Annotated in this window: 24 protein-coding genes; 9 read left to right on the top strand and 15 right to left on the bottom strand. The window is 70.8% G+C overall.

Annotated features, from left to right (window positions below; all coding sequences use genetic code 11):
* The first annotated feature begins 95 nt into the window (after nt 1–95).
* Complete coding sequence (locus WME76_RS23010) at nt 96–902, top strand: arylamine N-acetyltransferase family protein (protein WP_437954438.1); 807 nt, start codon at nt 96–98, stop codon at nt 900–902.
* A gap of 210 nt (nt 903–1112) precedes the next feature.
* On the opposite strand, the gene WME76_RS23015 is transcribed toward WME76_RS23010, so the two are convergent.
* Entirely contained in the window at nt 1113–1688 is a 576-nt protein-coding gene (locus tag WME76_RS23015; RefSeq protein WP_437954439.1) for an exonuclease domain-containing protein, read from the bottom strand.
* Between the two features lie 47 nt (nt 1689–1735).
* On the opposite strand from WME76_RS23015, the gene WME76_RS23020 reads away from it, so the two are divergent.
* A complete protein-coding gene (locus WME76_RS23020; RefSeq protein ID WP_437954440.1) occupies nt 1736–2737 on the top strand; it encodes a hypothetical protein in 1002 nt (333 codons plus the stop codon).
* A gap of 87 nt (nt 2738–2824) precedes the next feature.
* Here WME76_RS23020 and WME76_RS23025 read toward each other — a convergent pair whose 3' ends face one another.
* The 5 genes from WME76_RS23025 to WME76_RS23045 form a co-directional block, all read right to left on the bottom strand.
* Nucleotides 2825–4288, bottom strand: a complete 1464-nt coding sequence (locus WME76_RS23025; protein ID WP_437954441.1) for an FAD-dependent monooxygenase — start codon at nt 4286–4288, stop codon at nt 2825–2827.
* A 233-nt stretch (nt 4289–4521) separates the two neighbouring features.
* A complete protein-coding gene (locus tag WME76_RS23030) occupies nt 4522–5865 on the bottom strand; it encodes a DUF1552 domain-containing protein (RefSeq protein ID WP_437962145.1) in 1344 nt (447 codons plus the stop codon).
* A 45-nt stretch (nt 5866–5910) separates the two neighbouring features.
* Complete coding sequence (locus tag WME76_RS23035; RefSeq protein ID WP_437954442.1) at nt 5911–6099, bottom strand: hypothetical protein; 189 nt, start codon at nt 6097–6099, stop codon at nt 5911–5913.
* 269 nt (nt 6100–6368) lie between these two features.
* On the bottom strand, nt 6369–7589 hold the full coding sequence (locus WME76_RS23040; RefSeq protein ID WP_437954443.1) for an extracellular catalytic domain type 1 short-chain-length polyhydroxyalkanoate depolymerase: 1221 nt from the start codon (nt 7587–7589) through the stop codon (nt 6369–6371).
* Between the two features lie 368 nt (nt 7590–7957).
* On the bottom strand, nt 7958–8815 hold the full coding sequence (locus WME76_RS23045; protein ID WP_437954444.1) for a hypothetical protein: 858 nt from the start codon (nt 8813–8815) through the stop codon (nt 7958–7960).
* A gap of 735 nt (nt 8816–9550) precedes the next feature.
* Between WME76_RS23045 and WME76_RS23050 the strand changes: the two genes are divergently transcribed.
* Nucleotides 9551–10126: a hypothetical protein gene (locus WME76_RS23050; RefSeq protein ID WP_437954445.1), complete on the top strand. Its 576-nt coding sequence runs from the start codon at nt 9551–9553 to the stop codon at nt 10124–10126.
* Between the two features lie 430 nt (nt 10127–10556).
* Here the strand turns inward: WME76_RS23050 and WME76_RS23055 are convergent, their stop codons facing one another.
* A complete protein-coding gene (locus WME76_RS23055; protein WP_437954446.1) occupies nt 10557–10814 on the bottom strand; it encodes a hypothetical protein in 258 nt (85 codons plus the stop codon).
* Between the two features lie 37 nt (nt 10815–10851).
* Between WME76_RS23055 and WME76_RS23060 the strand changes: the two genes are divergently transcribed.
* Both WME76_RS23060 and WME76_RS23065 read left to right on the top strand, forming a co-directional pair.
* Nucleotides 10852–11130, top strand: coding sequence for a helix-turn-helix transcriptional regulator (locus tag WME76_RS23060; RefSeq protein ID WP_437962146.1), 279 nt, complete (start codon nt 10852–10854; stop codon nt 11128–11130).
* A 910-nt stretch (nt 11131–12040) separates the two neighbouring features.
* A complete protein-coding gene (locus WME76_RS23065; protein WP_437954447.1) occupies nt 12041–12805 on the top strand; it encodes a CAP domain-containing protein in 765 nt (254 codons plus the stop codon).
* 65 nt (nt 12806–12870) lie between these two features.
* On the opposite strand, the gene WME76_RS23070 is transcribed toward WME76_RS23065, so the two are convergent.
* From WME76_RS23070 to WME76_RS23085, 4 genes are all read right to left on the bottom strand, one after another.
* A complete protein-coding gene (locus WME76_RS23070) occupies nt 12871–13431 on the bottom strand; it encodes a hypothetical protein (RefSeq protein ID WP_437954448.1) in 561 nt (186 codons plus the stop codon).
* Complete coding sequence (locus WME76_RS23075; RefSeq protein WP_437954449.1) at nt 13425–13550, bottom strand: hypothetical protein; 126 nt, start codon at nt 13548–13550, stop codon at nt 13425–13427. Before WME76_RS23075 ends, WME76_RS23070 begins: the two co-directional genes overlap by 7 nt.
* Before the next feature lie 359 nt (nt 13551–13909).
* Nucleotides 13910–16591, bottom strand: coding sequence for a hypothetical protein (locus tag WME76_RS23080; protein ID WP_437954450.1), 2682 nt, complete (start codon nt 16589–16591; stop codon nt 13910–13912).
* A gap of 171 nt (nt 16592–16762) precedes the next feature.
* On the bottom strand, nt 16763–17506 hold the full coding sequence (locus WME76_RS23085) for an SDR family oxidoreductase (RefSeq protein WP_437954451.1): 744 nt from the start codon (nt 17504–17506) through the stop codon (nt 16763–16765).
* A gap of 93 nt (nt 17507–17599) precedes the next feature.
* Between WME76_RS23085 and sigJ the strand changes: the two genes are divergently transcribed.
* The gene (sigJ, locus tag WME76_RS23090; RefSeq protein WP_437954452.1) at nt 17600–18493 is read left to right on the top strand and encodes an RNA polymerase sigma factor SigJ; all 894 of its coding nucleotides are present in this window, start codon (nt 17600–17602) and stop codon (nt 18491–18493) included.
* A 73-nt stretch (nt 18494–18566) separates the two neighbouring features.
* On the top strand, nt 18567–19721 hold the full coding sequence (locus tag WME76_RS23095; RefSeq protein ID WP_437954453.1) for a hypothetical protein: 1155 nt from the start codon (nt 18567–18569) through the stop codon (nt 19719–19721).
* 137 nt (nt 19722–19858) lie between these two features.
* Here the strand turns inward: WME76_RS23095 and WME76_RS23100 are convergent, their stop codons facing one another.
* The 3 genes from WME76_RS23100 to WME76_RS23110 are packed head-to-tail and all read right to left on the bottom strand — an operon-like array spanning nt 19859 to nt 21599.
* Nucleotides 19859–20329, bottom strand: coding sequence for a hypothetical protein (locus WME76_RS23100; protein WP_437954454.1), 471 nt, complete (start codon nt 20327–20329; stop codon nt 19859–19861).
* 31 nt (nt 20330–20360) lie between these two features.
* The gene (locus WME76_RS23105; RefSeq protein ID WP_437954455.1) at nt 20361–20876 is read right to left on the bottom strand and encodes a hypothetical protein; all 516 of its coding nucleotides are present in this window, start codon (nt 20874–20876) and stop codon (nt 20361–20363) included.
* Nucleotides 20877–20894: 18 nt separating this feature from the next.
* Nucleotides 20895–21599, bottom strand: a complete 705-nt coding sequence (locus WME76_RS23110; protein ID WP_437954456.1) for a hypothetical protein — start codon at nt 21597–21599, stop codon at nt 20895–20897.
* Nucleotides 21600–22266: 667 nt separating this feature from the next.
* On the opposite strand from WME76_RS23110, the gene WME76_RS23115 reads away from it, so the two are divergent.
* The gene (locus WME76_RS23115) at nt 22267–23229 is read left to right on the top strand and encodes an STAS domain-containing protein (protein ID WP_437954457.1); all 963 of its coding nucleotides are present in this window, start codon (nt 22267–22269) and stop codon (nt 23227–23229) included.
* 74 nt (nt 23230–23303) lie between these two features.
* Here WME76_RS23115 and WME76_RS23120 read toward each other — a convergent pair whose 3' ends face one another.
* A complete protein-coding gene (locus WME76_RS23120) occupies nt 23304–24299 on the bottom strand; it encodes a TetR/AcrR family transcriptional regulator (RefSeq protein ID WP_437954458.1) in 996 nt (331 codons plus the stop codon).
* An 89-nt stretch (nt 24300–24388) separates the two neighbouring features.
* Between WME76_RS23120 and WME76_RS23125 the strand changes: the two genes are divergently transcribed.
* Nucleotides 24389–25741: a hypothetical protein gene (locus WME76_RS23125; protein WP_437954459.1), complete on the top strand. Its 1353-nt coding sequence runs from the start codon at nt 24389–24391 to the stop codon at nt 25739–25741.
* Nucleotides 25742–25763 lie beyond the last annotated feature (22 nt).

Here is a 25763-nt window from a genome sequence, read left to right on the forward strand (position 1 = left end):
GTCAGACTCGGGCCACCACGAGCGGCAGCGCGAGGCGGGTCCTGATCGCGAGGACTGACCTGGATCCGCTGCGGGCTCGCCCTATCCTGCGGGGCATGAACGAGAACGACCTCCTCGAACGGTACCTGTCGCGGCTGCAGCTCGCCGCGCCGCCGCCACCGACCGAGCGCGGGCTGCGCGACCTGCACCTCGCCCACCTCGTGCATGTGCCGTTCGAGAACCTCGACATCCACCTCGGGCGACCCATCGACCTCGCTCCCCAGGCGGTGCTCGGCAAGCTCGTGACGCAGGGGCGCGGCGGGTTCTGTTACGAGCTCAACAGCGCGTTCGCCTGGCTGCTCGAGCGGTGCGGCATGCACGTCGAGCTGCTCCAGGCCCGCGTGTACAGAGCCGACGGGTCGATGGGACCGCCGTTCGACCACCTGACGCTGCGGGTGACGCTCGGCGGCGAGCGGTTCCTGGCCGACGTGGGCTTCGGCGCCAGCGCGTGGTACCCCCTGCGCCTCGACGTGGCGGGCCCGCAAGACGACCCGAGCGGCGCCTTCGCGCTGCGCCCCGCCGAACGCGACGAAGGCCGCGCCGCCGGCGCCGACCTCGGCGAGACCTGGGATCTGCACCGCGACGGGCGCGCCGTCTACCGGCTGGATGGCCGCGCCCGGCAGCTCGACGAGTTCGAGCCCATGTGCCTGTACCATCAGACCTCGCCCGAATCGCACTTCACCCGCAAGCCGCTGTGCACCCGGCTGCTCGCCGATGGAGGCCGCGTCACCCTCACCGGCTCGGCCCTGGTCATGACGGCGTCGGACGGCACGCGCGCCGAGCAGCAGCTCGACCGCCCGGCGCTCGAAGCGGCTTACGCCGAGCACTTCGGGTTCGCTCCCTCGCTCGTCCCGGCGTGCTGAGGTCGAGGACGAGGATGGGGGCGTCCTTGAGCAACGCCCGAGCGAGCCGATCGTGTGCCCCGTTGGCTCATCCATCGGCGTCGGCTTCACCCCGAGCCTCGCAGCGGCTCCCCGTACCCGAACCTCACAGTGGCCTGGATGCCATGGCTGCTCCGGGTCCAGGGGCAGACAGCCCCTGGTCGGGTCCGGGGCAAAGCCCCAGCGAGGCGCTCACCCCGCGGGCCCTGCACCCGGGACCGGCGCGCGGCCGATCGCGTAAGGCAGGATTCGCGCGATGTTGCGCGCATCGTCGATCCCGCGGTGGTGTGTCCCGTGGAGCGGGAGTCCGAGCCGCCCGAGCGCGCTCGCCATGCCGTAGCGCTGGGTCACCCCGAGCGCCGCGGAGAAGCGCTTCTTGATGTTCATGTGCCCCTGCAGCGGCAGGGGCACGCCCCAGCGGGCCGCGTCGATCTCGAGCTGCTTGCGGTCGTAATCGCCCCACGAGCAGAAGAGCGCCTCCCGCTGGCCGACGAAGCGCCCGAGCGCCGCGATGGCCTCGGGGAACGTGGGCGCGGCGTCGACGTCTGCTTGCGTGATCGTCGTGAGCTTCGTGCAGAACTCCGTGAGCTTCGGCCGGATGACCGGGCGCACGAAGGTGGCGAGCTCGCTCACGGGCGCGAGCGTCGCGCCGTCCACGAGGACCGCGCCGATCTCGATGATCTCCATGATGCGCGCGGGGATGCGGCCCTCCTCGTCGCACGTCGCCTCCAGATCGATCACCAGGAAAAATGCAGGTTCCTTTCCCATGTCCGTCCTCCTTTCTTCTGAGCCTTGATACGATCCGCGCGAAGAACATGCCCGGACACGAAACCGGACAGGCCGCTCCCGCAGGCTTTTCCTGGGAGGATTACGTCGCCTGGCTCGTCGCGCAGCACGGCTCCTTGACCGCGGTCGCAGAGCGGCTCTCCTCCCTGCGGGGCTACGAGGACGACGTCACCTCGATCGAGCGCGCCCTGCGCCGGCTGCGGACGCGTGGCCAGCGGGACGGCGGCACCTGGGGGGCGCGCGCGCTCGCGGCCTTCGGCTTGCCGGACGCGCTCACCGAGCGCGCCCGCTGGATGGGCGCCTATCACTCGCGGTTCACCGACCTGCCCCTGCCCCTCGCCCAGGACCTCTTGCGCCTCTGGGATCGACCGCCGGTGAGCGAGGATCCTACCTCCCACGTCTTCCTCGCCCTCGCCCACGCCACCTGCGTGCTGCGCGGCGACGACCGCGAGGCCGGAAAGACGCACCTCGCCCGCATCCGGCCGCTGCTCGGAAAGGCCCCGCCCGAGGCGCGGGTGGAGGCTCTGCTCACGGAGGCCTTCCTGGCGAGCCGTGATGACGTCGCGCGCGTGGCCGGCCTGCTCGACGAGATCGAGCCGCTCTTCGAGCTGCCGATGCCCGCCCACGACCGAGCCTGCCTGTTCGCCCGGTGGATCGATCAACGCGCCTTCGAGCGGAACCGCTCCTGGGGCGGCAAGCCGCCGGATCCGGCGGCTGCGGAGGCGCTTTACCGGCGCATCCCGGAGGACGGTCCGGCCTTCGCGCGGGCGCGGCGGGCGAACGGGCTGGCGTATGCGCGGTGGAAGCAGGGTTTCCCGGAGGAAGGCGCGGCGCTCGCGCGGGAGGCGTGCCGGCACGCGGGGGACGGCGGGCACCTGCGGATGCGCGCGATGGCGCTGAACATGCTGGCGCGAATCGCGGGCGGCGAGGAGGGCGCGGAGGCGAGGCGGCGGGCGATGGCGATCGCGAACGAGCTCGAGGACGAGGTGCTCAGGCTGCGGTTCGAGCGGCGAGCGGGAAACAAGGGCTGAGGTGGACAGGGGTCCAGACCCGCCGCCAGGGCGGGCCTGCTCGCCTCCTCGCCGGGCGACCGGGTGTGACGCGGGCGCCTGAGCGAGCTACGCCCTCGTGGGCGGCCCGAACCACGTGGTCAGGGCCTCACGAAGGCCCTTGTCGGTGCCGTCTCCCACCCACGCGACGTATCCATCGGGCCGGATCAACACGGCCCTGGGCGCCGCGACCGCGCCGAGCACCGGGAGCGCCCACACCCCGGCGTACCGCGCGTCGACCCGCTTCACCCGATCCGCCCAGGGACCGAGGTCGAGGGCCCCGGGCTCACCGAGGTCGAGCAGCACCGGCCGGGCCTCGTGCAGCAGCGTGAACACCCGCCGTGGCCCGCCCTCGGTCTCCACGTCCAGATCGGGCATGCGGCGCCCGAGCAGCGGGTGTCCCGCGCCCAGGTCGTAGCGGATGCCCAGACCCGAGACCAGCCCGGCGTACCACTTGCGCGCCTCCTCCAGCGCCAACAGCTCGGCCATGGTCTCGCGCAGGGCCTTCGTCCGCTCGTCGCCCCGATGGACCGCCGTCGCCGCCATGGTGTGCTTGAGCACCCGCGCCCCGATCGGGTGCCGCTCGGCCTGGTAGGTATCGAGCAGGCTCTCCGGCGACGTCCCGTGGACCACCTGCGCCAGCTTCCACCCCAGGTTCACCGCGTCCTGCACCCCGAGGTTGAGCCCTTGCCCGTTCGCCGGGGAGTGCACGTGCGCCGCATCGCCGGCCAGCAGCACCCGCCGCTCCCGGTACGACGCCGCCTGCCGGGTCGCGTCGCTGAACCGCGAGAGCCACGTGACGCCGTGCACCCCGAAGTCGGTCCCGTAGGACGCGACGAGCGCCTCGCGCAGGTCGTCCAGGGTCGGCTCCTCGTCTTGCCGGATCTCCCTCTCGCACAGCACCGCCCGCACCCGCTTGCCGTCCTCGAGCGGCCCGATGCCATAGACACCCTTGTCTCCCTGGCGGATGCCCAGCGCCGGCTCGACCATCTCGCCCTCGGCCACCAGGTAGCTGACCGACGGCTCCCACCCCGGGAAACCGATCCCGGCCTTCTTGCGGATCAGGCTGCGCCCACCGTCACATCCGACGAGGTACGCCGCCCGCAACGACCGCCCATCGGACAGCGCGACATCGACCCCGGCGTCCTCCTGGGCGAACCCCGTCACCTCACACCCGCGGTAGATCGGCACCCCGAGCTCCTCGACCCACGCGGCGAGGATGCGCTCGAAGTGCTTCTGCCACAGCGCCAGCCCGTAGTTGTGGCGCGTCGGGAAGTCGCTGAGGTCGAGGGGCGTCGTCGCGAACGACGCGGTCTGAGCGATCTTCCCTTCCGCGAGGAACCGATCCGCGATCCCGCGCTGATCGAGCACCTCGATCGTGCGTGCGTGCAGCCCTCCTGCGCGCGACCCCGCGAGCTCCTGGCGCTCGCGCCGCTCGACGATGGCGACGTCCACCCGCGCCAGCGCGAGCTCCCCCGCCAACATCATCCCCGTCGGACCCCCACCAGCGATGACCACTGCGTGTTTCGTCATGGCCAGGGAGTGTGCGGCATGATCCGGGGCTTCCAGCAAGCCCCCATGTCTGATATACGCTTGCAGCGGGAAGGGGAAAACGTGGCCTTCCCCCGCGCGTTCCGTGCGTGCTCCCCCGCGCGAACCACGGCGCGCAAATTCAGCGCGGCCCCACCTCCGCGGTCGAGGATGGCTCGCGCTCCCGCTCGCGCCGGCGGCGAAGCTCGCCTTCAGCCAGGCGTCGCGGGAAACGCCTACGTGAGGTTCGTGAGCGGTCCGGTGCAGTACGCCCGCGCGCCGAACGTGGTCCGGGTGTCGCCGAACAGGTTCAGGATCGAGACGAGCAGGTTGTTGTGCGGGAGGCTCGGGTACCGGACCCAGCGCCCGGTGCGCAGGCCCCCGCCGCCGCCGGCCAGCAGGAACGGCATGTCCGTCTTTCTGTGGGACGCCGGATCCGAGATCTCGGAGCCGAAGAAGACGACGCTCTCGTCGAGCAGCGAGTGCCCGCCCATGTCGACCTTGTCCATCTCCTGCAAGAGATAGAGGTGCTGCTCCGAGTACCAGGTGTGGATGAGCTCGCACTCGGCCGGCCTGAAGCCGCCGTTATGCTGGTAGAAATGGTGGTTATCGGTCAGGTTCAGCCACGGCAACGTGTGCTTCGCCTCGGTGTCGCTCCACTGCAGGGTGCCGACCGCGGTGATGTCGCAGGCGAGCGCCATCACCAGCATGTCCGTCATCAGCTTGCCCACCTTGGGGATCGCCGCGTCGGTCGAGCTGTCCACGATCGTGCCGTTGTCGTCCGCGTTGAGCCCAGCGCTCGGGTTGTAGTCGGACGTGTCGATCCTCGCCAGCGCCCGGCAAGCGGCCGTCGCAGCCGGCGTGCTGCTGAGGCTCTGCTCGATCTCGCGGATCTTCGTCAGGTGCTGGTCGATCTTCTGTCGGTCGGCGGCGCCGAGCCGCGCGGAGAGGGCGGAGTAGCGCCCGTCGAGGAAGTCGAGGATCGATCGCTTCCGCGCGAGGCGGAGGGCGGCGTCGTCGCTGGCGCCGGGGTCCAGCGTACCGAAGAGCTCGGTGAAGATCTCCACCGGATCGAGGCGCGGCGGGATGGGGCTGTACGGCGCGGTGTACTCGAAATTGGCGACGTTCATCGGCGACATCAGGCCGTGGGACTTGCCCGTCGCCCAGCGCACCGCGAGCTGCATGCTCGCCTTCGCCGTCCGACCGGCCGAGATCCGGGAGGCGATCACCTGATCGATGGACGGCCCGCTCCCGTAGCCGCTCGGGGTGCCCTCTTGAGGCGTGCCCGTGAGCCAGGCGATGATCCCGCTCTGGTGCTGCTCCCCGCGCGCGCTCTGCATGTCGAGGCCGTCGACGACGAGCAGCCGGTCCTGCACCGGCGCGAGCGGCGCCAGGATCGGGCCCAGGGTGAAGCTCGTCTCGGTGCCGGTCGGACGCCAGCGGTCGATCACGGTCCCGCCAGGCGTGTAGACGGCGAGGAAGCGCCGGGCGGGGGCGGGCTGCGCGCGCGCCAGGCGCTCGGTTCCCATGATCTCCAGCCACGGGAGCGCGACGGCGATGGCGCCGGCGCCCCGCAGCATGGCACGTCGGCTCAAGCGGAATTTCGACATACCCTCCCCCTCCTGTCACGCAGCCTTGTCGTGGAAAGCATCCGTCTTCGCGAGCTCGATCAGGAGCTGCTTCACTTTGTACCCGGACGCCTTGAAGGCGGCCTTGACCAATGGCAGTAGCGGATCGCCATCGGACCGGCTCACCACGAGAGCAGATATTGCCGGAGTGAAGTCTTTCTGTCGCAGCGTGAGCCTGCTGCTCACCGCGACGTGGCATGCCTCCCGGCAGGCGGTATCCTTCTGCGTCGATCTCTGCGGCAGCGGCCCGATGGGGGGACGGCCGCCACCCTCCACCCTGGCGCCGCCAGGGTGAGGCGCTCCTGAAGTCCGCGAAATCACAGCATCTCGGTCGCGGCCCGCATGTCGCGTTCGGCCGCCGCCGCGCTCTTCCCCGGCGGACACCCCTCGCCCCCATCACGCCGCCGATCGCAGAGAAGCTGATCGACATCGCCGGCGCCTCCACCGCTAGCCGTTCAGGTTGACCCGACCGCCGTCCTCCGACGACGACGACGGATCAAGGTAGAAGCCGCAGCTGCCAGAGCAACCAGGGAGGTCCCGACGGACTCGCCCGGATCGGCCCTGCCGACGGCGCACGATCCGGAATCAGCGCTGCCCGCCGGGCCGCCCGTCGTGACGGCGCCGCCCGTTCCACCGCTCCCGCCGCTCCCGCCTGCGCCCCCGCTTCCGCCTGCGGTGACGCTCGCCCCCGTGCTCCCGGCGGTGCCGCCGCCCACGCCACCCAGCCCCTGTCCGCCACCCCCACCGTCTCCACCGGCTCCGCCTGCGCCTCCGCCTCCCCCCTCACCACCGCTGCACTGCTCTATCTCGGGATCGACAGGCCCGGTCCTGTCGAGGCCCAGAAAGGGGATGACGTACTCAGCGGGGAACAACGCGTCGGAAGGGCCGTGATCGCCGCCTATCGAGGTGAACGCGTCGAGGACCACGTAGCCGCACTCATTCTTCCAGCGCTGCCGCGTCGCATCGTGGTCGCCGAGCCGGACTTCCATGTCGGTCGACGTCGGGCTCGCGCTCACGCCCAGGACATTCGTCCATTGCTTGATGGCTTCCGTGTGGTTCGGGTACCTGATGATGCTGTCGGCATCGCCGTGAAAAAGCTGCAGCCGCGGGCGACGTCCCGCGTACCCCGGGGCCAGCGTACGGGCGATGTCCCCCCACTCTTGCGCTGTGTGGGTCACCGAGCCGCCCGCGCACGCTCCGCTGTATCCGCCGTTGTTGCCGGATTCGTTGGCTGCGCGGCACCCGGCCGGCATGCCCGCGAACGCGGCGCCTGCTTTGAAGACGTCCGGGTAGAGGGCAAGCAGGAGCTCGGTCATCATGCCGCCGGACGAATCTCCCGTCGCATAGACGCGATCTGCGTTACCTCCGTACGTGTCGAGCGCGTACTTCACCATCTGCCTGATGGCGTGACTGTCGCCACCGCCTTCACGCGTGCGCGTCTTGTCCGACACGACGTCCCAGCATCTTCCGCTGCTGGGGACGACCATGATGAAGCCATGCTCGTCCGCCGCGTCGACGATGCCCCCGCCCCGCGCCTGACCAAAGACCGCGCTGGCGGTCCCGCCGCAGTAGTGCACCAGCGTCAGGATCGGAGGATTGGGCGCCACGTGGTCCGGGACATAGACGTGCATGCTCACGTCACCAGGCAGACCGCTCACTCCCCAGTCGTTGACCATCTGCAACGTCGCTGCTCGCGCGGAGGGTACCGACCCCAGCATGGCTGCCAGCAAGGCGCCCCAGGCAGTCCAATTTCGGCTCACGATGGAGTTCTCTTCTGTGTGTGTGAACTTGATCTCTCGAACCAAGCAAGGCTCCGGCGTCGCAAGAAGGTGCCGAGCGGACAAATTGTGAACGTTCACATGGACAACGTCAATTCCAATCGACCGACCTGCGGTGTCCTCCAGCCCGAGAGAGAAGAGGCTGGCGGAGCGGCCTCTGGAGCGCGGCGTGGCGCCCCTCGGCCGTCCTGAGAGCTCGTGCGGCCGAGAGCACCTCACGGCAGCCGACCTCGTGGCGCGCTCTCTTCTGCGCCGAGCTCGAGCCCTCAGCCGCGCGCTTCTCCGCCGTCGACCACGCTCGCGTGCAGGCCCGGCGCGGGGGCGCGCAGCGCGGGATCGTCGCCCGAGAGCTGGGGCAGCATCGCGACGAACGCCCAGTCCTGCCCGCCCGAGTCCTCGAACGTCATGTGAACGCGGTCGCCGTCGCGCTCGAACGTGATGGTGAACAGCGTACGATCGAGCACGGCGTCGTCCGTCGTCGTGAACGGCTCCTCGTGGTCCTCGTCGACGAGGAACTCGGCCGACGCCGCCGCGCGCGCCTGCGGATCGTCCACGCGCACCACCAGCCGCGGCGCGTCGGTGGAGCGCACCGCGCCGAGCCCGCGCAGCAGCACCTCACGCAGCCACGCGCCGCCGAGATCGAAGCCGCCGCCCCAGAAGAACACCAGGCGATCGACGCTGAGCACGTTCGCCTCGTCGTTGAACAGGCCCTTGAGCAGGAACCGCGACGTTGGGTCGCCCGGCCACGGCACGCCGTGCCGCCGGCCGAACTCGACCAGCGGCGCGGGCACGGCGCCCTCGCTCCACGGCGCGTCGGCGGTCTCCTCGTAGCTGACGTAGTCCGCCACGAGCCGCCGCAGCTCCGCCGCGGCCTGCTCCGCCGCGGCGACCGTCGAGAACTCCGCTGCCTGCATCACGACGTGGCTCATGCGTGCACTGTATGCGATGGCGCGGGGCGACGGCGAGGAAACCGCCTGTCCGCGCGACGCCGAGATCCAGACGACCCCGGAGCGAGGCGGGACAGGCGGCTGCCGGAGCGCCGCTGCCTCGAGGTCCTCGGGGCCCGCGTCCTCCAGCACGAGCGTCGGCGTCTCCTCCCGATCTTCCCATCGGAGCGGACGCACGACCCCGGGAACGTCGAGCGCGAGAAGGACACCCTGTTCGCCGCGCAGCAGCCCGGTTGCGCGCGGCGGTCACGGGCCCGGAAGGACGCTCTTGCGCACGACCCCCAGCGGTCCACGAGCGCCCCGGCGATCGGCAGACGGAGGACAGTAGAACAATCCAATTGCAACAGGAGCAGACTGCGCCGGGGGGAACGATGAACGCGCACTCCCGTGCTGGATGATTCCACGATATGCCGTCGGGCCATCGCGCGCCGGCATCGGGTGCACCGAATTGGCGCGGACAGATCTTGCGCATTGCGATGCTGCACACTAGACTCCAGCCGACGACATGCAGTCACGGCGTAGGTGACTTGAAGCGCCGTCTGTGACGTGCTGATCGCGTGCTCATCGTGACTGGTGTGACGCTCGTGCTGGCGTTCGCGGCCGGACTCGACGCCGGAAGGAGCGGACGAGGCAGGCGAATGGGCCAGCTCGACATCTGAACACGGCAGCTCGACATCTACACAAGGGAATCCAACTTCTAGACGTGGGGGACCGAGCGAGTGCTCGCGCAGCAGCGGTCCATGGCGCGGTCCGGCTTCGTATCGATCGACCGCGTTGCAGCGCGCCGTCGCAAGCGAGTCGTCTCCCGATCGGATTGCTCTCCTTTCTTCCTCGAAGCGAACGAGCCGTATCCTTCGAAGCGGACGAGCCGCTGGAAGGCATCACACCCACAACAGAAAAAGGATGGAGAACATGCGAACACGGTCATTGGCAACAGCGTTCCTCGCGTGCGTCGCCCTCGCCAATGCGAGCTGCGCGATGGACGCGTCGGACGGAGATGCGTGGGACAGCACCGAGGAGACCGGTGACGCGACGTTGGCCTCGACGGTGTCGGGCTGGACGGGGTGGTCGTCGGGGAGCTGCGGACTCGGTGGATGCACCCCTATCGTCTCGCCCACGTGCGCAAACGGGAGCTTCGCGAGCCGCTGGGAGAGCAATTCGTCTCGCTCCCAGTTCCGGATCTACTGTACGCCCGGTCCATCGTCCACGACGAACCACGTCTGGACGAACGATTGCCCCAGCGACAAGGTCGCGACGGGGGTCCAGTGCGTCACGACCAGCGCCGGGGGATTCTGCTCGACGGCGACGCTCCGGTGCAGCACGCCCGGGGGGGAGTGGGGCACCGGCTCGCCGTCGTCCCAGAGCCCGACCACGATAGGGACGAATCGATATCAGTGTCCCGACACAGATATCACGGGGTACGGGTACGTGGACCGCATCAACTACACGGGTGGGGTTTGCGGCACGCTCTGGGGGCCGCTCCCCTGATGCGACCTCCGGCCGTTGCCGTCGAGCAGATCCCGGCCGCGCTCACGGCTGACCGGCGCGCTCGCCGGTAACGCTGCTGGGGCGCAGCGCGACCAGCCCTCGACCTCCGGCGACGACGGCCGGCCCATCCTGGCCGAGCCGATCCGCCACGCCGGAGGCGCGTACAGCAGAGCGGTGACCGTTGAGCTCAGCGGGACACGCTTACCCGCCAAATTACCAGGGCTTTCTGGATGGCACGACCACGTCGTGGTTGTGCGATGATGTCAACCGAACGTTGGGGCACGTGGGCACTTGCCTTCGCAAAGGCGTCTGGACCCCCTACCCCCTACCCACACGGTGCCGAATCTCCCAGGCTCGGACGCATGGGGGATGCGTCACGCGCGCCGCTGGCTGCCGTTCTGCCAGGCGATGAGCGCGAACCAGACCATCATCAAGATCGACGCCGGCGCCAGCACCGTCGGGGCAAGAAGGGCGAGACGAAGCTGTAGGCGAAGAGCAAGGCGCCGGCGGGGACGCCGACGAGCTTCACCGGCAGCGAGGCGGCGCGCGACGCCGTCACGATCCGCTCACGCGGCAGGTCGTCGTGGCCGAGGCGCTCGACGCGCTGGTGCGCCAGCTCGACGGCGGCCGATGCGTGGCCACACGCCAGCGCGGCGCGCGGCCGCCTCGGGCGCGCCGTCGAGCTCATCCAGGCGCGCCTCGGCGAGGCCCTCTCGCTCGACGAGCTGGCGGCGGCGGCCGGGCTCGATCGCTTCCAGCTATGCCGTGCGTTTCGCGCCGAGCACGGGATCCCGCCGTACACCTACGTGCTGCGCATGCGCGTCGCGCGCGCGTACGCGTGGCTGGCGGCGGGCAGGCCGGTGAGCGAGGTGGCGAGCGCGCTCGGCTTCTGCGATCAGAGCCAGCTGCACGGCCATTTCCGGCGCGCCTTCGGGATCATGCCCGGCGCCTTCGCCCGCGTCGCCCGCCGTGGCCACGCGCCGCTCGCGGTGGTCGAGCGATAGGCCACGCGCCGCTCGCGGAAATCGAGCGATAGGCCAGGCGCCGGGTAGTGGTCAATCTCGACCAACCGTCCCAGAGCGACCTCGACGCCTGACGGCCACCCGCATCGGAAGGTCTGGACCATGCTCAGATCTGCCGCGGCGCGCAGCGCCGCCGGTAGCAGCGGCTTGTTGAGTGGGAGACAGAGAGAGAGAGTACACAGGGAGGCGGGGAGGAGAGAGACAGAAAGAAAGAGAGAGAGATAGCACAGACAAGCTCGTCAACTTCAACACAAGGGCGTTTGGACCCCCTACCCACCAACCTGGCATCAGTGGTCAGTTGCCTCGCGGCGCATTCGTCGGATTGCTCGTGGCAGGGCTCGGCGCGCTGGTCCGCCGCCGTCGCCGATCTACCGCGTGAGCGGAGGTTGCCTCCGCGGGGCGCCAACACGCCATGAGGTGAGCGTGGGCCCCCTGCTGCTGCTCCGCATCGCCACCACCAGGTCCCCCGCGCCAATTGGGGCTTGACGCCTCCGAGACGTTTGGATCTCCTTTCTCCACCATGAAGACGGCTTTCCCTCGCTTTCGACTCGTCGCATCGACGGCGCTCCTCGTCGCGGCCGCCGTGGCCTGCAGCAGCGAAGATGCCGATCCTGGCACGCCAGGTCCTTCGGGCGGCTCGCCGCCAACCGGCGGATCGGGAGGGACGGGTGGAGCGGCCGCGAGCAGCGGCGGTGCGGATTCAGGCTCGGGCGCCGCGAGCGCCGGAGGAGCTGGCGGCGCTTCCACGGGAGGTTCGTCAGCCGTCAGCACAGGAGCAGGGGGCGGCGGGTCGGCAGGCACGGCATCGGGGGGTTCGGGAGGGGAGGAGCCCGAGACGGGCGATCGCTCGCCGGAAGGCACCTGCGCGCGCTTCAACGCCGACACCGCCGACATGAGCGAAGGCACGTGGAGCGGCTCGCTCGATCCCGAGTGCGACCCGGGAGACATCTCTGCCGACGGTCGAGCGAATGCGCTCCGGCTCTTCAACCTGTACCGCTGGCTCGCGGACTTGCCCCCGGTCGCGACCGAGCCCGCCCGCGACGCGCAGGCCCAGGCCTGCGCGCTCATGATGGACGCGAACGATTCGCTCTCGCACGAGCCGCCGGAGAGCTGGAAGTGCTACTCGAAGACAGGCGCGGACGGCGCGAGGACAAGCAACATCTCGAGTGGTCCCGGCGTCGCGAGCGTCCTGGGCTATCTGATCGACCCCGGGAACGAGTCGACCTTCGGCCACCGACGCATCATCCTTTCGAACGATCTCGGTCCGATCGGCCTCGGCTCCACCGGGAAGAACGGCGCCTCCTGCATGCAGAACATCGGAGGGACGGGGCGCGCCGGGAAGGAGTGGACGGCCTGGCCCCCGCCCGGGGTGTTCCCGGTGCAGGCGTATGGCGACCGCTGGAGCTCACTCAGCGACACCGGCTGGTCGATCCAGAGCGAGGACATCGAGCTCGAGGACGCCGAGGTCACGATCACGAGCGACGGAGCCCCTCTGGCCGTCGACGTGGAGCCGCTCGAGGGGGGCTACGGCTCCACGAACGCCATCCGCATCGTGCCGAACGGCTGGGAGCCCGAAGCCGGCCAGACCTACTCCGTGAGCGTCTCGGGAATCTCGGCGACCATCGCCTACGACGTCGTGTTCGTCGACTGCGAGTAGAGGATTCTCGTTCCCCTTCAGCTCGGGACGTCAGAGCGCGGCGGGGCGGTCGACGAGCAAGAACATCATCTCGGGACCTTGACGTCGAGCTTGCCGAGGCGCGCGAGCAGCGGGCCCCGATCCTCGATGGCCACGCCGACGAGCCTCCGCGCAGCCGCATCGTCGAGCTTCGGGACGGCTCGCGCTGCGAATCGCGCCTCGTCCGCGGCGGGCACCTGGAAGATCAGGTGATAGACGCCGCTGTTCGAGACCGCGAGCACGCGCTGCGTCTCCCCGAGGTCGAGCAATCGACAGATCGCCGCGGCAAGGAACCCCGCGGCAGCACGAGCGAACGCGCCGCCGCGAAACGAGAGCGAGACGTGGTGCTCGTGTCCGTCCTCGCCGGCCTGGGCAACGGTATACGCCACGGCGATGTTGGCGGACGTGATGAACGCAGTGCCCTCGGCGAACGGGTCCGCGGGCGGGCCCCCCCCGACGCGCCCGAGCGCGGTGCTCTTGGCGCGGCCGAGCCCGCGCGAGAGCTCGATCAGGTGGTCCGGCGAGAACAGCCGATCGTGACGCGGCCGCTTCATCGCGAACCGGTAGACCAGGAACACCACGAGCCCGACGAGCAGCCATTTCAGCATCGGACCTCGCACCTCCGCGCCCCTGCGCCGAGACAGACCATCACCCCTGCGGCGAGCGGCAGGGCGGGCGCCGCGACGAGCGAGAGGATCGCCGCAACGTGCGCCTTCTTTCGTCCCATGGCGAGGCATCGTGCCGGTCCTTGCACGATTCGTCCATGGGGTTTCACCTCGGCCGTCACCTCTCGCGCATGCACGCGTCACGCCCCTGCGGCTCGGCGAGCTGAACCACCACGGCAGCCCGGCCACCCCCCGAGGCGGCACGAGCGCCTGGCATTCCACTCACCGATTTCGAGAGTTGGCTTCGGCACCACCCGCTGTGAGATCGGGGGCTTGCCTGATGGCGCGCGTTGCTGCGACGCCGGGAAGCGCGCCAGTAGCGCCGCAGCAGCCAGACGCTGCACTTTCTCGTCGTCTAGATGAAGAAAGACCTGGAAGCCATCTTTGCGCCCGGCGTCCCCATCGTGCTCCCGACCCCTCTCTACCGCAGGGTGGCCCGGTCGGCGGCGCCGCGGGAGCCCGCGTGCCAGCGCGCTGCCCGGCGCGACCGCGTCCGCGCGGCGGCCGCCGCCAGGCAGAGCAAGAGCCCCGCGATCGCGGCCACCGGGCTGTCTCCCGCCGCCGCGCCGGCCACCCGGCACCCGCACCCCTCGTCGTGCGCAGCAGCGTCGTGCGCAGCAGCGTCCCCGCCGCCGCCTCCGCCTTCACCACCGACCGGGCCGTCGCCGCCGGCGCCGCCAGCGCCGCCGTCGGGCGCCACCTCATCGCTGAGGACGTGCGCCGCGACGCGACGACCTCTCGTGTCTCCCCAGATGCTCTCGTAGACGTCATGGGCGACGAGCGTTCGCCCGGCCCCGTTCGAGGCGACCTGCAGCTTCTCCTCCACCACCGACGGCGTGTCGGTCACCGCGAACGGCGCCGAGACCTCGCCGGTCGTCGAGAGCCGCACGGCGAAGACGTCGCACGCTTCCAGCTCCGCCTCCCCGTACCGCTGCTCGATCCAGGCCACGACGAACCGCTCCCCGTCGAACGCGACCGCCGGCTCGTGCACCACCGCATCGCGGTCGGTCGTCGGGATATCGGCCTGCGCAAGGAGCTCCCCGTCCGGCCCGACGAGCGCGGCGTGGACTGCCGAGTCCGCGCGCGGTCCGCCCCACACGACCAGGAACCGGCCGCCGCCCTGCGCGACGCGCGGCCGCGTGTTCGGCCCGGCGTTGAAGGAGGACAATGCAGACAGCCGGGTGGCCGTGTGCCAGCGCAGAAAGCGCGCCTCGAGCCCCCCGCTGTTGGACGCCGTCCAGACGACCATACAGATCCCGCTGTCGCAGGCGATGTCCGGAGCAGAGGGCTCCTGCTCCACGTCGAGGTCGATCGGTCCGGTCACCTTGCCGTTGGCGCGGATCCGCCCGATCTGCACGCCGCCGGCGTCGGAGGGCCCGCGGAAGCGGCTCGCCACCACGATATCGTTACCGTCCAGGGCGAGGCGCGGAGATTCCGGCGTCGTTTCGTTCCACGCGGAGAAGTCGAGCGCGCGGGCCTGACCCGTGGGGTCGAGGAGCGCCCCTTCGAGCGCCTGGTCCTGGATGTACACGACGGCGTGCTGCGCGCCGTCGGACGCGACCGCCGGCTCCCAACCGTTGGCCGCGGCCGCGAGCACCGAGGGGGCGCCCAGGACGACGCCGTCGGGGGCGGTCCAGGCGACGCGGAGCTCCCTTCCCGGCTCTCCGTCCGGGCGCTCTTCGCTCCACGCCGCGAGGAAGCCGTCGCCGGAGGGGGCCACGGCGACGCTTTGCTGATCGTTCGGCACACCCGAGAGCAGGACGTTGCCTTCGAGGCGCGCGCCCCCGGGCGACAGGCGCGCAGCATGGATGTCCGGGTTCCTCTGCATGGAGGCGCTCTGCGCGTCGGCCCACGCGACGAGGTAGGCCGCGCCGTCGAAGGCCACCGCGACCCCCGCGTCGGGCTCCGGGGTCGTCGACAGGAGCGTCAGCGCGGCGTCGGGCAGCCCGGTATCGCCGTCCACGCGCTTCGCCGACACCCGGTGCTCCCCCACGCCCGTGGCGTCGTCGTGGTGCGAGTACCCCACGACCACGAGGTAGCCGGAGCTGTCCGCCGCGACAGCGAACGGCCCACGCCAGTTGTTGCCCGGCACGAGGGAGGTCCCCGCGGCGTCGAGCACCGTACCCTCCGACGTCACGCGCGCCGCGGCCACGCCCGGGGTGCCTTCGCTGGCATCGAGCCACGCGACGAGGCACTCGCCGGGGCGGCACGCGACCACCGGGCGATCGCGGGGGGAGGTCGAGGTGGACGAGGAGGAGGGGGAGATGGCGAAGCTCTCGAGATCGAGGGCCACGCCCGTCGGCGTCACGCGCGCGCCGCGGACGCGGGCGTTTTCCGCTCCAGGGGGGTCGCTCCAGACGACGAGGTAGTTGGTCCCGTCGTACGCGACGGCCGGCGGTGTCCCGCCGTGCGTGGTCTCCGCGACGTCGGTCGGGGCCTCGTCGAGGAGCGCGCCGTCTCCGCCGACGCGCCGGGCCAACCGGCCGTTCGGCGTGTTCCACACGACGAGGAACGTGGCGCCGTCGGAGGCCACGGCGGCGCTGTCGAGCCGGTCTCCCTCGGCGACGAGGAGGGGCTCCGCGTCGAGCGCGGCGCCGTCGTGGTCGAGCCGCAAGGCCAGCACGCGGTTGTCGCCGCCGTCGGCGGCCTCGACCCAGATCACGAGGTACCCAGGGCCGCCGGCCGCGACGGCAGGTCTGGCCTGGGGCACGGACCGCGGCGTCACCTCGAACGGCCATGGGTCGACCAGCGCACCGTCGAGCATGCGGCGCCCGAGCACGTTCTGGGGGAAGACGTTCGTCTCTTCCCAGAGCGCGAGGCACCCGCCCGCGCCGCACGCCGCCGCCGGCGCGGTCTGGACGCCGGGCGCGGCGACAGGCGTCGGCTGCCCGAGCTGGAGCTCGTCCGAGACCTCGGTCGCGGCGGCTGAGCGCGGAGCCAGCACCAGGCCCAGGAGGAGCAGCGCGCCCGCGGCGCAGCGCCTCGCGGCGTCCTGCGCTGCGCCGCGCCGCGGGCGGCGCTCGGTCAGGCCAGCCCGCGTCCACCGCGGGACCGCGCGCGTGCGCGACGACAGCGCATGTCGAACAAGGAGGGTATTCAGCATGGGTCTCCGTTCAGGGGGCGCAAGCACGTTGCGCCGGTCGTGGAGCCCATCCTCTCATCGAGCGGCGGACGGACACCGCAGCGGAGCAGGATTTCACGGCTGCCCGGACCCGGGACGCCGCCCCTCGGCGGCCGCGTGTCGTCGGTGACGCCGGATACCGCGGTTGATTCCTCACGCCCGCGCGAGCCACGCATCGAAGCGAAGCGCCCCAGATCGCGGGGCCGGGCCGGGGGTGAGCGCGCTGTCGTCGAGCTGCGCGCCGAAGTACCCGGCTGCGGCGTCCGTGACGACCTTGCGCGGGTCCTTCTTCGCCGCGAGCCACCGACGGCCGAGCTCGTCGAGGCCGATCGCCTCGGGGCCGGCGAGCTCGACCATGCCGTTCCTGGGCGGCTCCTCCGCGATGGCTGCCAGCGCTGCCGCCACGTCGTCGGCCGCGATCGGCTGGAGGAGGGCAGGCGTCAGCGTGGCCGTGTCGCCCGTCGTCGCAGCGTCGACGATCGCGCTGACGAACTCGAAGAACTGGGTCGCGCGCACGATCGTGTAGGGCACCCCTGCCGCGCGGATCGCTGCCTCCTGCGCCGCCTTCGCGCGCATGTAACCGCTCGTCGGCAGGCGGTCGGCCCCCACGACGGAGAGCGCGATGTGATGGCGAACGCCCGCGGCTGCCTCGGCGGGCAGGATCACACCGGCCGCCCTCTGGAAGAAGCCCATCACGGCATCGGCCTCGAACGAGGGCGCGTTGACGACGTCCACGACGACCTCGGCGCCACGGACCGCCTCGGCGACGCCGGCGCCGCTCAAGATGTCGACGCCCGTGGACGGCGACGCCGGTGTAACCTCGTGCCCCTTCTCCCGAAGGATCCCGACCAGCTTCTTCCCAATGAGCCCGCTACCCCCGAACACGACGACCTTCATGACGATTCTCCTGGTTCGCGCATCCCGACCGGATGCTCCGTTGCGGGGAGGACCGGACAGCCCGCCGCCTTGTGACAGGTCGGAGCAAGAAAAGTGACGGCGCCCCGAGTCCCTGAAGGCTCACCGCCTGCCGCCGATCCGTTCGTCGCGTTGCGGCCCCGGCTCCTCGGCATCGCGTATCGGATACTCGGCAGCAGGGCCGAGGCGGATGACGTCGTGCAGGACACCTGGGTCCGCTGGCAGGCGATCGACCGCTCGACCGTGCAGGAGCCGACGGGATTCCTGGTGACCGCCACCACGCGCCTGGCGATCAACGTGGCCCAGTCCGCGCGTGTCCGCCGCGAGGCGTACGTCGGGCCCTGGCTACCCGAGCCGATCGACACGAGCCCCAGCGCGGAGCTCGGCGCCGAGACGCAGGAAGGCCTTGCCCTGGCCGTGCTCGTGCTCCTCGAGAAGCTCACGCCCACGGAGCGCGCGGTGTACGTGCTCCGCGAGGTGTTCGACTACCCGTACGAGGAGATCGCCGGGATCCTCGATCTCGGCGAGGCGAACGTGCGCCAGCTGTTCGCCCGCGCGCGGAAGCATCTCGCTGGCGAGCGTCGCGCCCCGGTCGGCGTCGAGCAGCAGCGGCGCCTCCTCGAGAGCTTCATCGCCGCCGCGCAGAAGGGAGACCTCTCCGCGCTCGAGCGCCTCTTCGCGGCCGACGTCGCGTCGACCACGGACAGCAACGGACGCGTGCGGATGGCCGCCCGCGTCCCGGTGCACGGTCGCGAGCGCGTCGCGAAGCTCATCGCCGGCTTCGCGGGCCGCTTCTGGTCGGGCACCGCCGTCACGTGGCTGGAGACGAACGGTCAGCCGGCCGTCCTCATCCGCCGGGACGGTGTCGCGTTGGCGCTCGCGTCCATCGACGCGTCCGCCGAGGGCATCGAGCGCATCTACTGGATGATGAGCCCCGAAAAGCTCGCGACCTTCGTGGCGTCGGGATGACTCCAGGGGCGATGGGGCACACGTCGCCCTCCGGGCGTTGGTCAGGAGGCGGAGCAGCGGATAGCGTGGAAGGATGAAGAACCATCTGCAATTTCCCCTGGTGATCGCGCTGCTCCTCGCCGCCTGCGACTCCACGCCCGGCTCCGGCGGCGACGGTGGCTCAGGGCCGGACATGCCCTCGCCGCACCCCGACGGCGGCGGAACGAGCGCTGGCGGCGGGGGCAGCGGAACGAGCGCTGGCGGCGGGGGCAACGGCGACACACCGCCGCCCCCCGGCACGCTGAGCGAGCGCTACCCGGACGACGTCGGGATCGCCGGTGACCCGGCCGTGCTCTTCCACGACGACTTCGAGCAAGGCTGGGGGCGCTGGGACGGGCCAACCGCCGACACGCGCTACCTCCACATCGAGAGCGACCCGGCGACCGCCCATGCCGGACAGGGCTACCTCCGCTCGACCGTGACGACCGCCGATCTGGCGGAGGAGACGTACATCTCGTCGTCCACATGGGTCACCCACGCGCGCGTCGACGCGGCCTACTGGCGCTTCCACGTGCGCTTCCCCGAGCTCGCGCCGAACCCGCACCACTGGGTGCGCATGGCGGCGGGCACCGAGAGCTGGAGCAGCAGCGGCCTGGCGAACACGGTGCCGCCCGGAGACGAGGGCTTCTGGTTCGACTTCGACACGAACACCGACGACGTCTTCAACTTCTACGCCTACTGGTACAAGATGCGCTCCGGCCGCTGCAATGACGGGACCACCACGCCTGGCTGCGCGGGAGATCAAGGCACGACCTACCACTACGGCAACGGCTTCCAGCCGCCGGGGCAAGCGCCGTTCCCGCGGGACCGCTGGTTCTGCGTCGAGATGCACGCGCGCGCGAACACGGTCGGCCAGAGCGACGGCGCGCTCGCGTTCTGGATCGACGACGTGGCGATCGGCGACTATCGCCCCGGCCACCCCGACGGCACCTGGCTCCGCGACCAGTTCCACACGGGAGGGTGCGATTTCAGCGCGTGCACGCCGCCCGAGCCGTTCGGGGGCTTCGACTTCCGATCGAGCGATGACGTGCGCTTCAAGAGCTTCATGCTCGACGCCTACTACGAGCGCGACTCCGACGCTCGCCGACGGGCGGAGATGGAAGAGCGCGGTATGACCGTCGCCGACGCGCACACCATCCTCTACGACGACGTCATCGTCGCGACCGAGCGCATCGGCTGCCGCCGCTGAAGCACGCGCCTCGGCCCCTCGCGCGCAGGGGCAAGCCGCTGGAGACGGCGGCGCTGGTCCCGCGCCGATGCTGGGGTCTCTCTGGACGGCGGTTCAAGCCGTGTGACGCCGGGGCGTGATGCCGCGCCCCCTCAGGCTCACTCGTAGTCGCTTCTCAGCGCTTCGTAGAACGCGTCGCTGAGGAGGTAATCTGCCCACCACGACTCGACCGGCTCCGCGCCCCGGCGCTGCTGGAAGAGCACGAGATCATCCAGCTCGCCGTCGTACCAGCCCCACAGGAAGCGGGCCCGCAGCACGTCCACGTTCCGCGTGCGGAGCTCGGCCACCGCATCCTCGAGCGACTCGTCGTCGAACTCGTCAACAAGCGCCTCCGCCTCGTCGATGATCTCGGAGAGGTAGGCCAGCCCCTTCTTGGTGATCTCGAACCGCGCCTTGCGGCGGTTGACCTCGACGAGGTCCGCGTTCACGAGCTCCTGCAGGACGTCCTGCAACGGGGTCAGCTCGGACGGCAGCACGAGAGGCATCTCGATGCCGCCCTCGGCGGGCTTCAGGTCCATCTTCTTCAGCACGTAGATGCCGGCAAAGACCAGCTTCTGCTCGCGCGACACCACAGCATCTCTTTGTCCAAAGCCCATCCGCTCACTCCGCGATGTGCCAGGCCTCCGCCTCGAGGCGGATGCGCTGGCGACCGTCTCCGTCGGTGTCGAGCCAAGAATCCACGTCACCGTCGGCGTAATACACCGGCGTGCGCCCAGCCGCCTTCGGCTGCCGGACGCGCGCGGCGTGGGGGTTGCACATGGCGAGCACGATCGCCCGCTCACCGCCAGACGCGGCGGGCAGCCAGCGATCGAGGAACGTCGACAGGAGCACGGTCACCGAGTAGTCCTTCGCGACCTCCTCGACGAAGAACTCGAGCTCCACGTCGTCCGACAGCACCTCCGGCTCGTCCGCGGCGTGCACCGCCACGACGAGCGCGTCCGTCACCCGCATCGGCGCGCGGTCCGCGCGGCCGTCGAGCCAGAGCTCGTCCACCCGGCACCAGCCGAACTGCGTGGACTCCAGGTCCGGCGCGTCTCGGTGCTGCTCGAGGTTGAGGAGCTCCAGCGCCGGACGGCCGTGGAAAGGGAGCTCCGAGAGGCTTCGGAGGGGCTGCATCGCGGCGGGAGGCGCGCGCTATGCGATGAGGCGCTCGGGCCTGCGGCTGCGATCCTTCCGGTGAACGCCGAACCGCGAGCCGCCGCCGGACCGGCCGCCGCCGATGCTGTTGTAGCGCCGCCCGGTCTGCGACGCCTTGCTCCTGTCGGCGCCGGACGGGCTCGAGGAGCGGACCGTGTCGCGGTGGGACTGCAGGGCGGACGCGCGGCTCGGCGGCGTTGTGTACGGCTGCGTGTAGACCGGCACATAGTTCGGTCGGAACGCCGACGACAGCATCGAGCCGAGGAGCATGCCGGAGGCGATGCCCATCAACGGCGAGTGGTAGTAGCCGAAGGCGCCGTACCCGGACGTCTGCATCTGCGCGGCGCCCTCGCCCGTCACGTCACGGCGGATCGTGAACACCTTCTCCGGGTCCTGCACGGCGCCGTCGGTGTTCTTGTCGAAGAACCCGGTGACCACCTGCGACTTGGCGTCGAGATCCTGGACGGCGACGCTGATGACCTCGCTCCCCTGGTAGATCTCGTTGACGCGCCGCTCGAAGTCCTCGGGCCCCTCCGCCGCCTTGTACGCTTCGTTGATCTTGTCGAAGTCGAGCTCGACGGTGGTGTTCTCGGTGGTCGCCCACCGCTCGTTGGAACGCTCGGTGCCGCCCTTGCCGCAACCAGAGGCCGCCACGGCGAAGGCCGTCAACACCACGACAGGCAGGATGGTCTTCGTTTGCATGTAGAGCGATCTTTCTGGAGCTTCAGGGGGATTCCGTCAAGCGGGCGCTGAGCCCGGCGAGCCGTCAGAGACAGGGGACACCGCGTCGCGTCATCGGAGAATCCGCGGTGCGGTGCTCGGAAGGACGAGCCGGCAGGCCCGAAGAGACCGTCCGCCGGGCGGACCCGGCGAGCGGGGCAGGACACCGAAGCGGCCTCCGAGAATCAAGAGATTTCGCCCGCGCCAACCGCGGTGGGCGCCCCGATCTCCACGACCCCCCTGCCCCTCCGCAAAGGCGCGCATGAGCCTGCCGAAGCCATCCCACATAAACCTACCTGAACGTACCACCCTCCCGACGGCCTTGCAAGCCCTGGCGGCGGGACCCCACCGACGTGGCGAGCCGGCACGTCGAGCGGCGGTGGTACGTGGCCATCAGCCGTCATCGATCGGCGCCGGCGCGACGCTCTGTACGCGGGAGTCCAACTGGCATGCTGCGCGCCCCACCCCGTTACCGGGACAGGTGCGCGCGAGTGGGCGCCCGACGCAGGAGCGCAGCAGCCGTGCTCGCGGTGGCACGCCCGCTCCGGGGCCGCGACGCGCTCTTCCCAGCGGCGGTCCGTCGGTAGTAGCCTCGCGGGCCTGGGCGAGATGCCGAGTCGGCGCCGTCCGGATTCACTCAGGAAGGTCCATGGATTCTCACGATTCGGATCACCGAGCGCAGGAGCTCGAGCTTGCCGCGCTCCGCGCTCGCCTGTCCGAGCTGGAGCAAACAGAGCGCGATCTGCGAGCCGAGCTGCGTCGCGCGGCTCAGGACACCACGGCCCAGAGGGAGAGAGAGGCCGAGCTGCGCCGCCAGGCCGAGGACGCCGCTGTCTCGAAGCGTCTGGTCGACCATGCCCTCGACGGCATCACGATGACGACCCTGACCGGCGTGGTCACGTACGCAAACCTGGCCTTCAAGTCGATGAGCGGCTTCGCCGACGGGGGCGTCGGTCAACCGCTGTCGGTCTTCTATTCACCCGAGGACTTCGCCCAGCTCTCCAGCGTGGTCATGCCCGCCCTCGCCACGGAGGGCGCCTGGCGCGGCGTCCTCAGGATCCTGCGACCGGACGGGAGCACGTGGATGGGGCAGCTCAGCGCCTTCGCGCTCGTGGGCCCGACGGGCGAGCCGACGGGCTTCGCGGCCTTCTTCAGGGACATCACGGAGCAGCTCCGCTACGAGCAGGAGACGCTCGCGCAGATGCAGGTGATCCAGGTGCAGCAGGCGGCGCTCCGGGAGCTCGGCACGCCGCTCATCCCGATCGCCGACGGGGTGATCGCCATGCCGCTCATCGGGACGATCGACGGCGAGCGCGCGCAGCAGATCCTCGAGACCCTCCTGAACGCGCTCGGCGAGCGGCAAGCGACGGTCGCGATCCTCGACATCACCGGCGTGAAGCACGTGGACGGGGACGTCGCCGCCGCGCTGGTCCGCGTCGCGCAGGCCGCGAGGCTGCTCGGCGCCGAGGTGGTGCTCTCGGGCATCCGCCCCGTCGTCGCGCAGGCGCTGGTCGACCTGGGGACCGAGCTGAGAGGGCTCGTCACCTGCGGCACCCTGCAAAGCGGCATCGCCTACGCGCTGGCGCGCAAGGCGCGCCCGATCTCCGCCTGAACCTCTCTCCGTCGTCCCCGACAGCCCAGCGAGCGCTCGGACGCCGGGCGCGGACAGGCGGCGATCACCGTCCATCACCGCCCGTCGGCCGCGCTGCGCGCCCGGTAAGCGCGCTGCTGACAGGCCCGTGAGCAGTAAGCCCGCGGCCGCCCCGTGGCGGGCTGGGCGATCTCGCCGCCGCACTGCGCGCACGTCGGCGGCTCCTCACGCCGAGGGGCGTCGCCGGGAGTTTCATCACACCCACGCGCCAGGGTCCCCGTTTCGTCACAAGTTTCGTCACGGTGGCCGGAGCGCGATCGGACGAGCGCCTCGATGCCCTCGAGCACGCGCTGCAGGCCGAACAGGAACACCTCCTCCGTGAAGGGGTGCTCGCCGAAGGCGCCCGAGCGCATCAGCTTCGCCATCGTCGGGAGGCGCTCCGGGTCGAAGAGCTTGTCCCAGAAGTGCGCGCGCTCGGACCACCACTGCGCGTCGGTGACGCCGGTCTCCCGCTCGGCCTCGGCCACGTCCACCGAGAGCCTCGCCGCGCCGCGGACGTACCCGTCGACGAGGTGGACGGCGGCGATCACCTCGCGGTCGCTGAGGCCGATCCCGCAGACCGCGCGGAGCTCCGCGTCGTACGCCGCCATCCCGTTCGGCCCCATCACGGGGCGCACCGGCGTCACGTGCAAGAACCACGGGTGGCGGTGGTAGAGCGCCCAGTCCGCCAGCGCCGCCGCCTCGAGCTTGGCCCGCCACCCCCCGGGGACGTCGTCGACCAGGGGCAGCTCCCCCGCGACGGTGTCCAGCATGAGATCCAGGAGCTCGGCCTTGCTCGGAACGTACCGGTAGAGCGACATCGTGGTGAACCCGAGCTTCCCGGCGACCCGCTGCATCGACAGCGCCGAGAGCCCCTCGCCGTCGGCGAGCTCGATGGCGGCCCGCACGATCTGATCGAGGCTCAGGCCAGGCCTGGGCCCCCGGCTCGGCCGCTTCCTGGCCCCCCAGAGGAGCTCCAGGCTGCGCACGGCGTCGCCGCCGCCGCTGTACTCCGTCGCCGTTTTCCGACGCCTCGTTGGTTTGACAGCCATCCCTCGACTGCGTATATCACACACACAAACGTGTACGTGATACACATTTCAGGGAGGTCCGCTTGAAGCAGCACGACCCGAGGCGATCGATGCGAACGACGACCATGCCCCTCCACGCGCGCGGCCTCTCGGCCCTCGTGCCGCTCGCGCTCTCGCTCGGATGCGCGGCGCAGGAGCAGGAGCCGGCGCCGGAGCCCACGTTCTGGCAGGACGTCGCGCCGATAACGATGTCCAAGTGCAGCTCGTGCCATCAGGAGGGCGGGCTCGGGCCGTTCCGCCTCGACGACTACGTCTCGGCGAAGGCGCGCGCCGGCGCGATCGACGACGCCGTGCAGGGCGGCCATATGCCTCCATTCCTCGTGACGCACGACGGCTCGTGCGGCGACTTCAAGGACGAGGCGACGCTCACCGCCGAGGAGCTCGACATCATCCATCGCTGGGCGACCGGGGCGCGCGCCGAGGGCGATCGCGCGGGCGCGCCGCCCATCCCGCCCGTGCCCACGCTCGAGGGCGGCGTCGACTACACGACACCGCCGATCACCCCCGTGGTCGACCCCGCCAATCCGCTCGCGGCGCACGACGAGTGGCGGTGCTTCCAGGTGGACCCGGGCATCGAGGCGGACCGCTTCATCACCGGATATCAGGTGACGCCCGGGGTCCGGTCCATCGTTCATCACGTCACGGTCTACCGGGTGACCCCCTCGGAGGCGTCGCTGGCGGAGGGCAAGACGAACCAGGACGTGATGACGGAGCTCGACGATGCCTCGCCGGACAGGCCCGGCTGGGAGTGCTTCGGCGGCCCTTCCGACGCGATGCCGTTCCAGCCGCTGTTCGCCTGGGCGCCCGGGCAGGACGTGGTCGAGTTCCCCGTCGGCACCGGGGCGCCGATCTCCTCGAACGACCATTTCGTGGTCCAGGTGCATTACAACCTCCATGACCACGCGGGCGCCTCCGCCGAGGACTCGACGCGCCTCCGGCTCCGCTACGAGGACACCGTGGAGCGGCGCGCCGTGTTCATCGGGGACGACGGCTTCCTCACGAGCCTCTTCGAGCCGGACGGCCCGGACACGCTGCCGCCCGGCCAGCAGGACGCCGCCACGACGTGGAGCAGGACGCGGGCGGAGCTCGCGATCGACCCGGCGCTGCCCCCGATCGAGGTGCTCGGCGTGATGCCGCACATGCACGAGCGCGGGCGCACCTTCGACATCCGCGTGGCGTCGGGGGCGCAGGAGAGCTGCATCGCGCGCGTGGAGGACTGGGACGTCCACTGGCAAGGCGTGTACTGGTACCGCACGCGGCCGCTGCTCGACCCGGGCTCGTCGATCGAGGTGACATGCACCTTCGACACGCGCGACGCCAGGGAGCCGGTGCTGCCAGGGTGGGGCACGCAGAACGAGATGTGCAACGCGAACATCCTTGTCGCGCTGCCGATGACGCCGTGACGTCGCGGCCGCCGCCGTGATC

Source organism: Sorangium sp. So ce119 (assembly GCF_051524405.1).
GTDB lineage: Bacteria > Myxococcota_A > Polyangia > Polyangiales > Polyangiaceae > Sorangium > Sorangium cellulosum_G.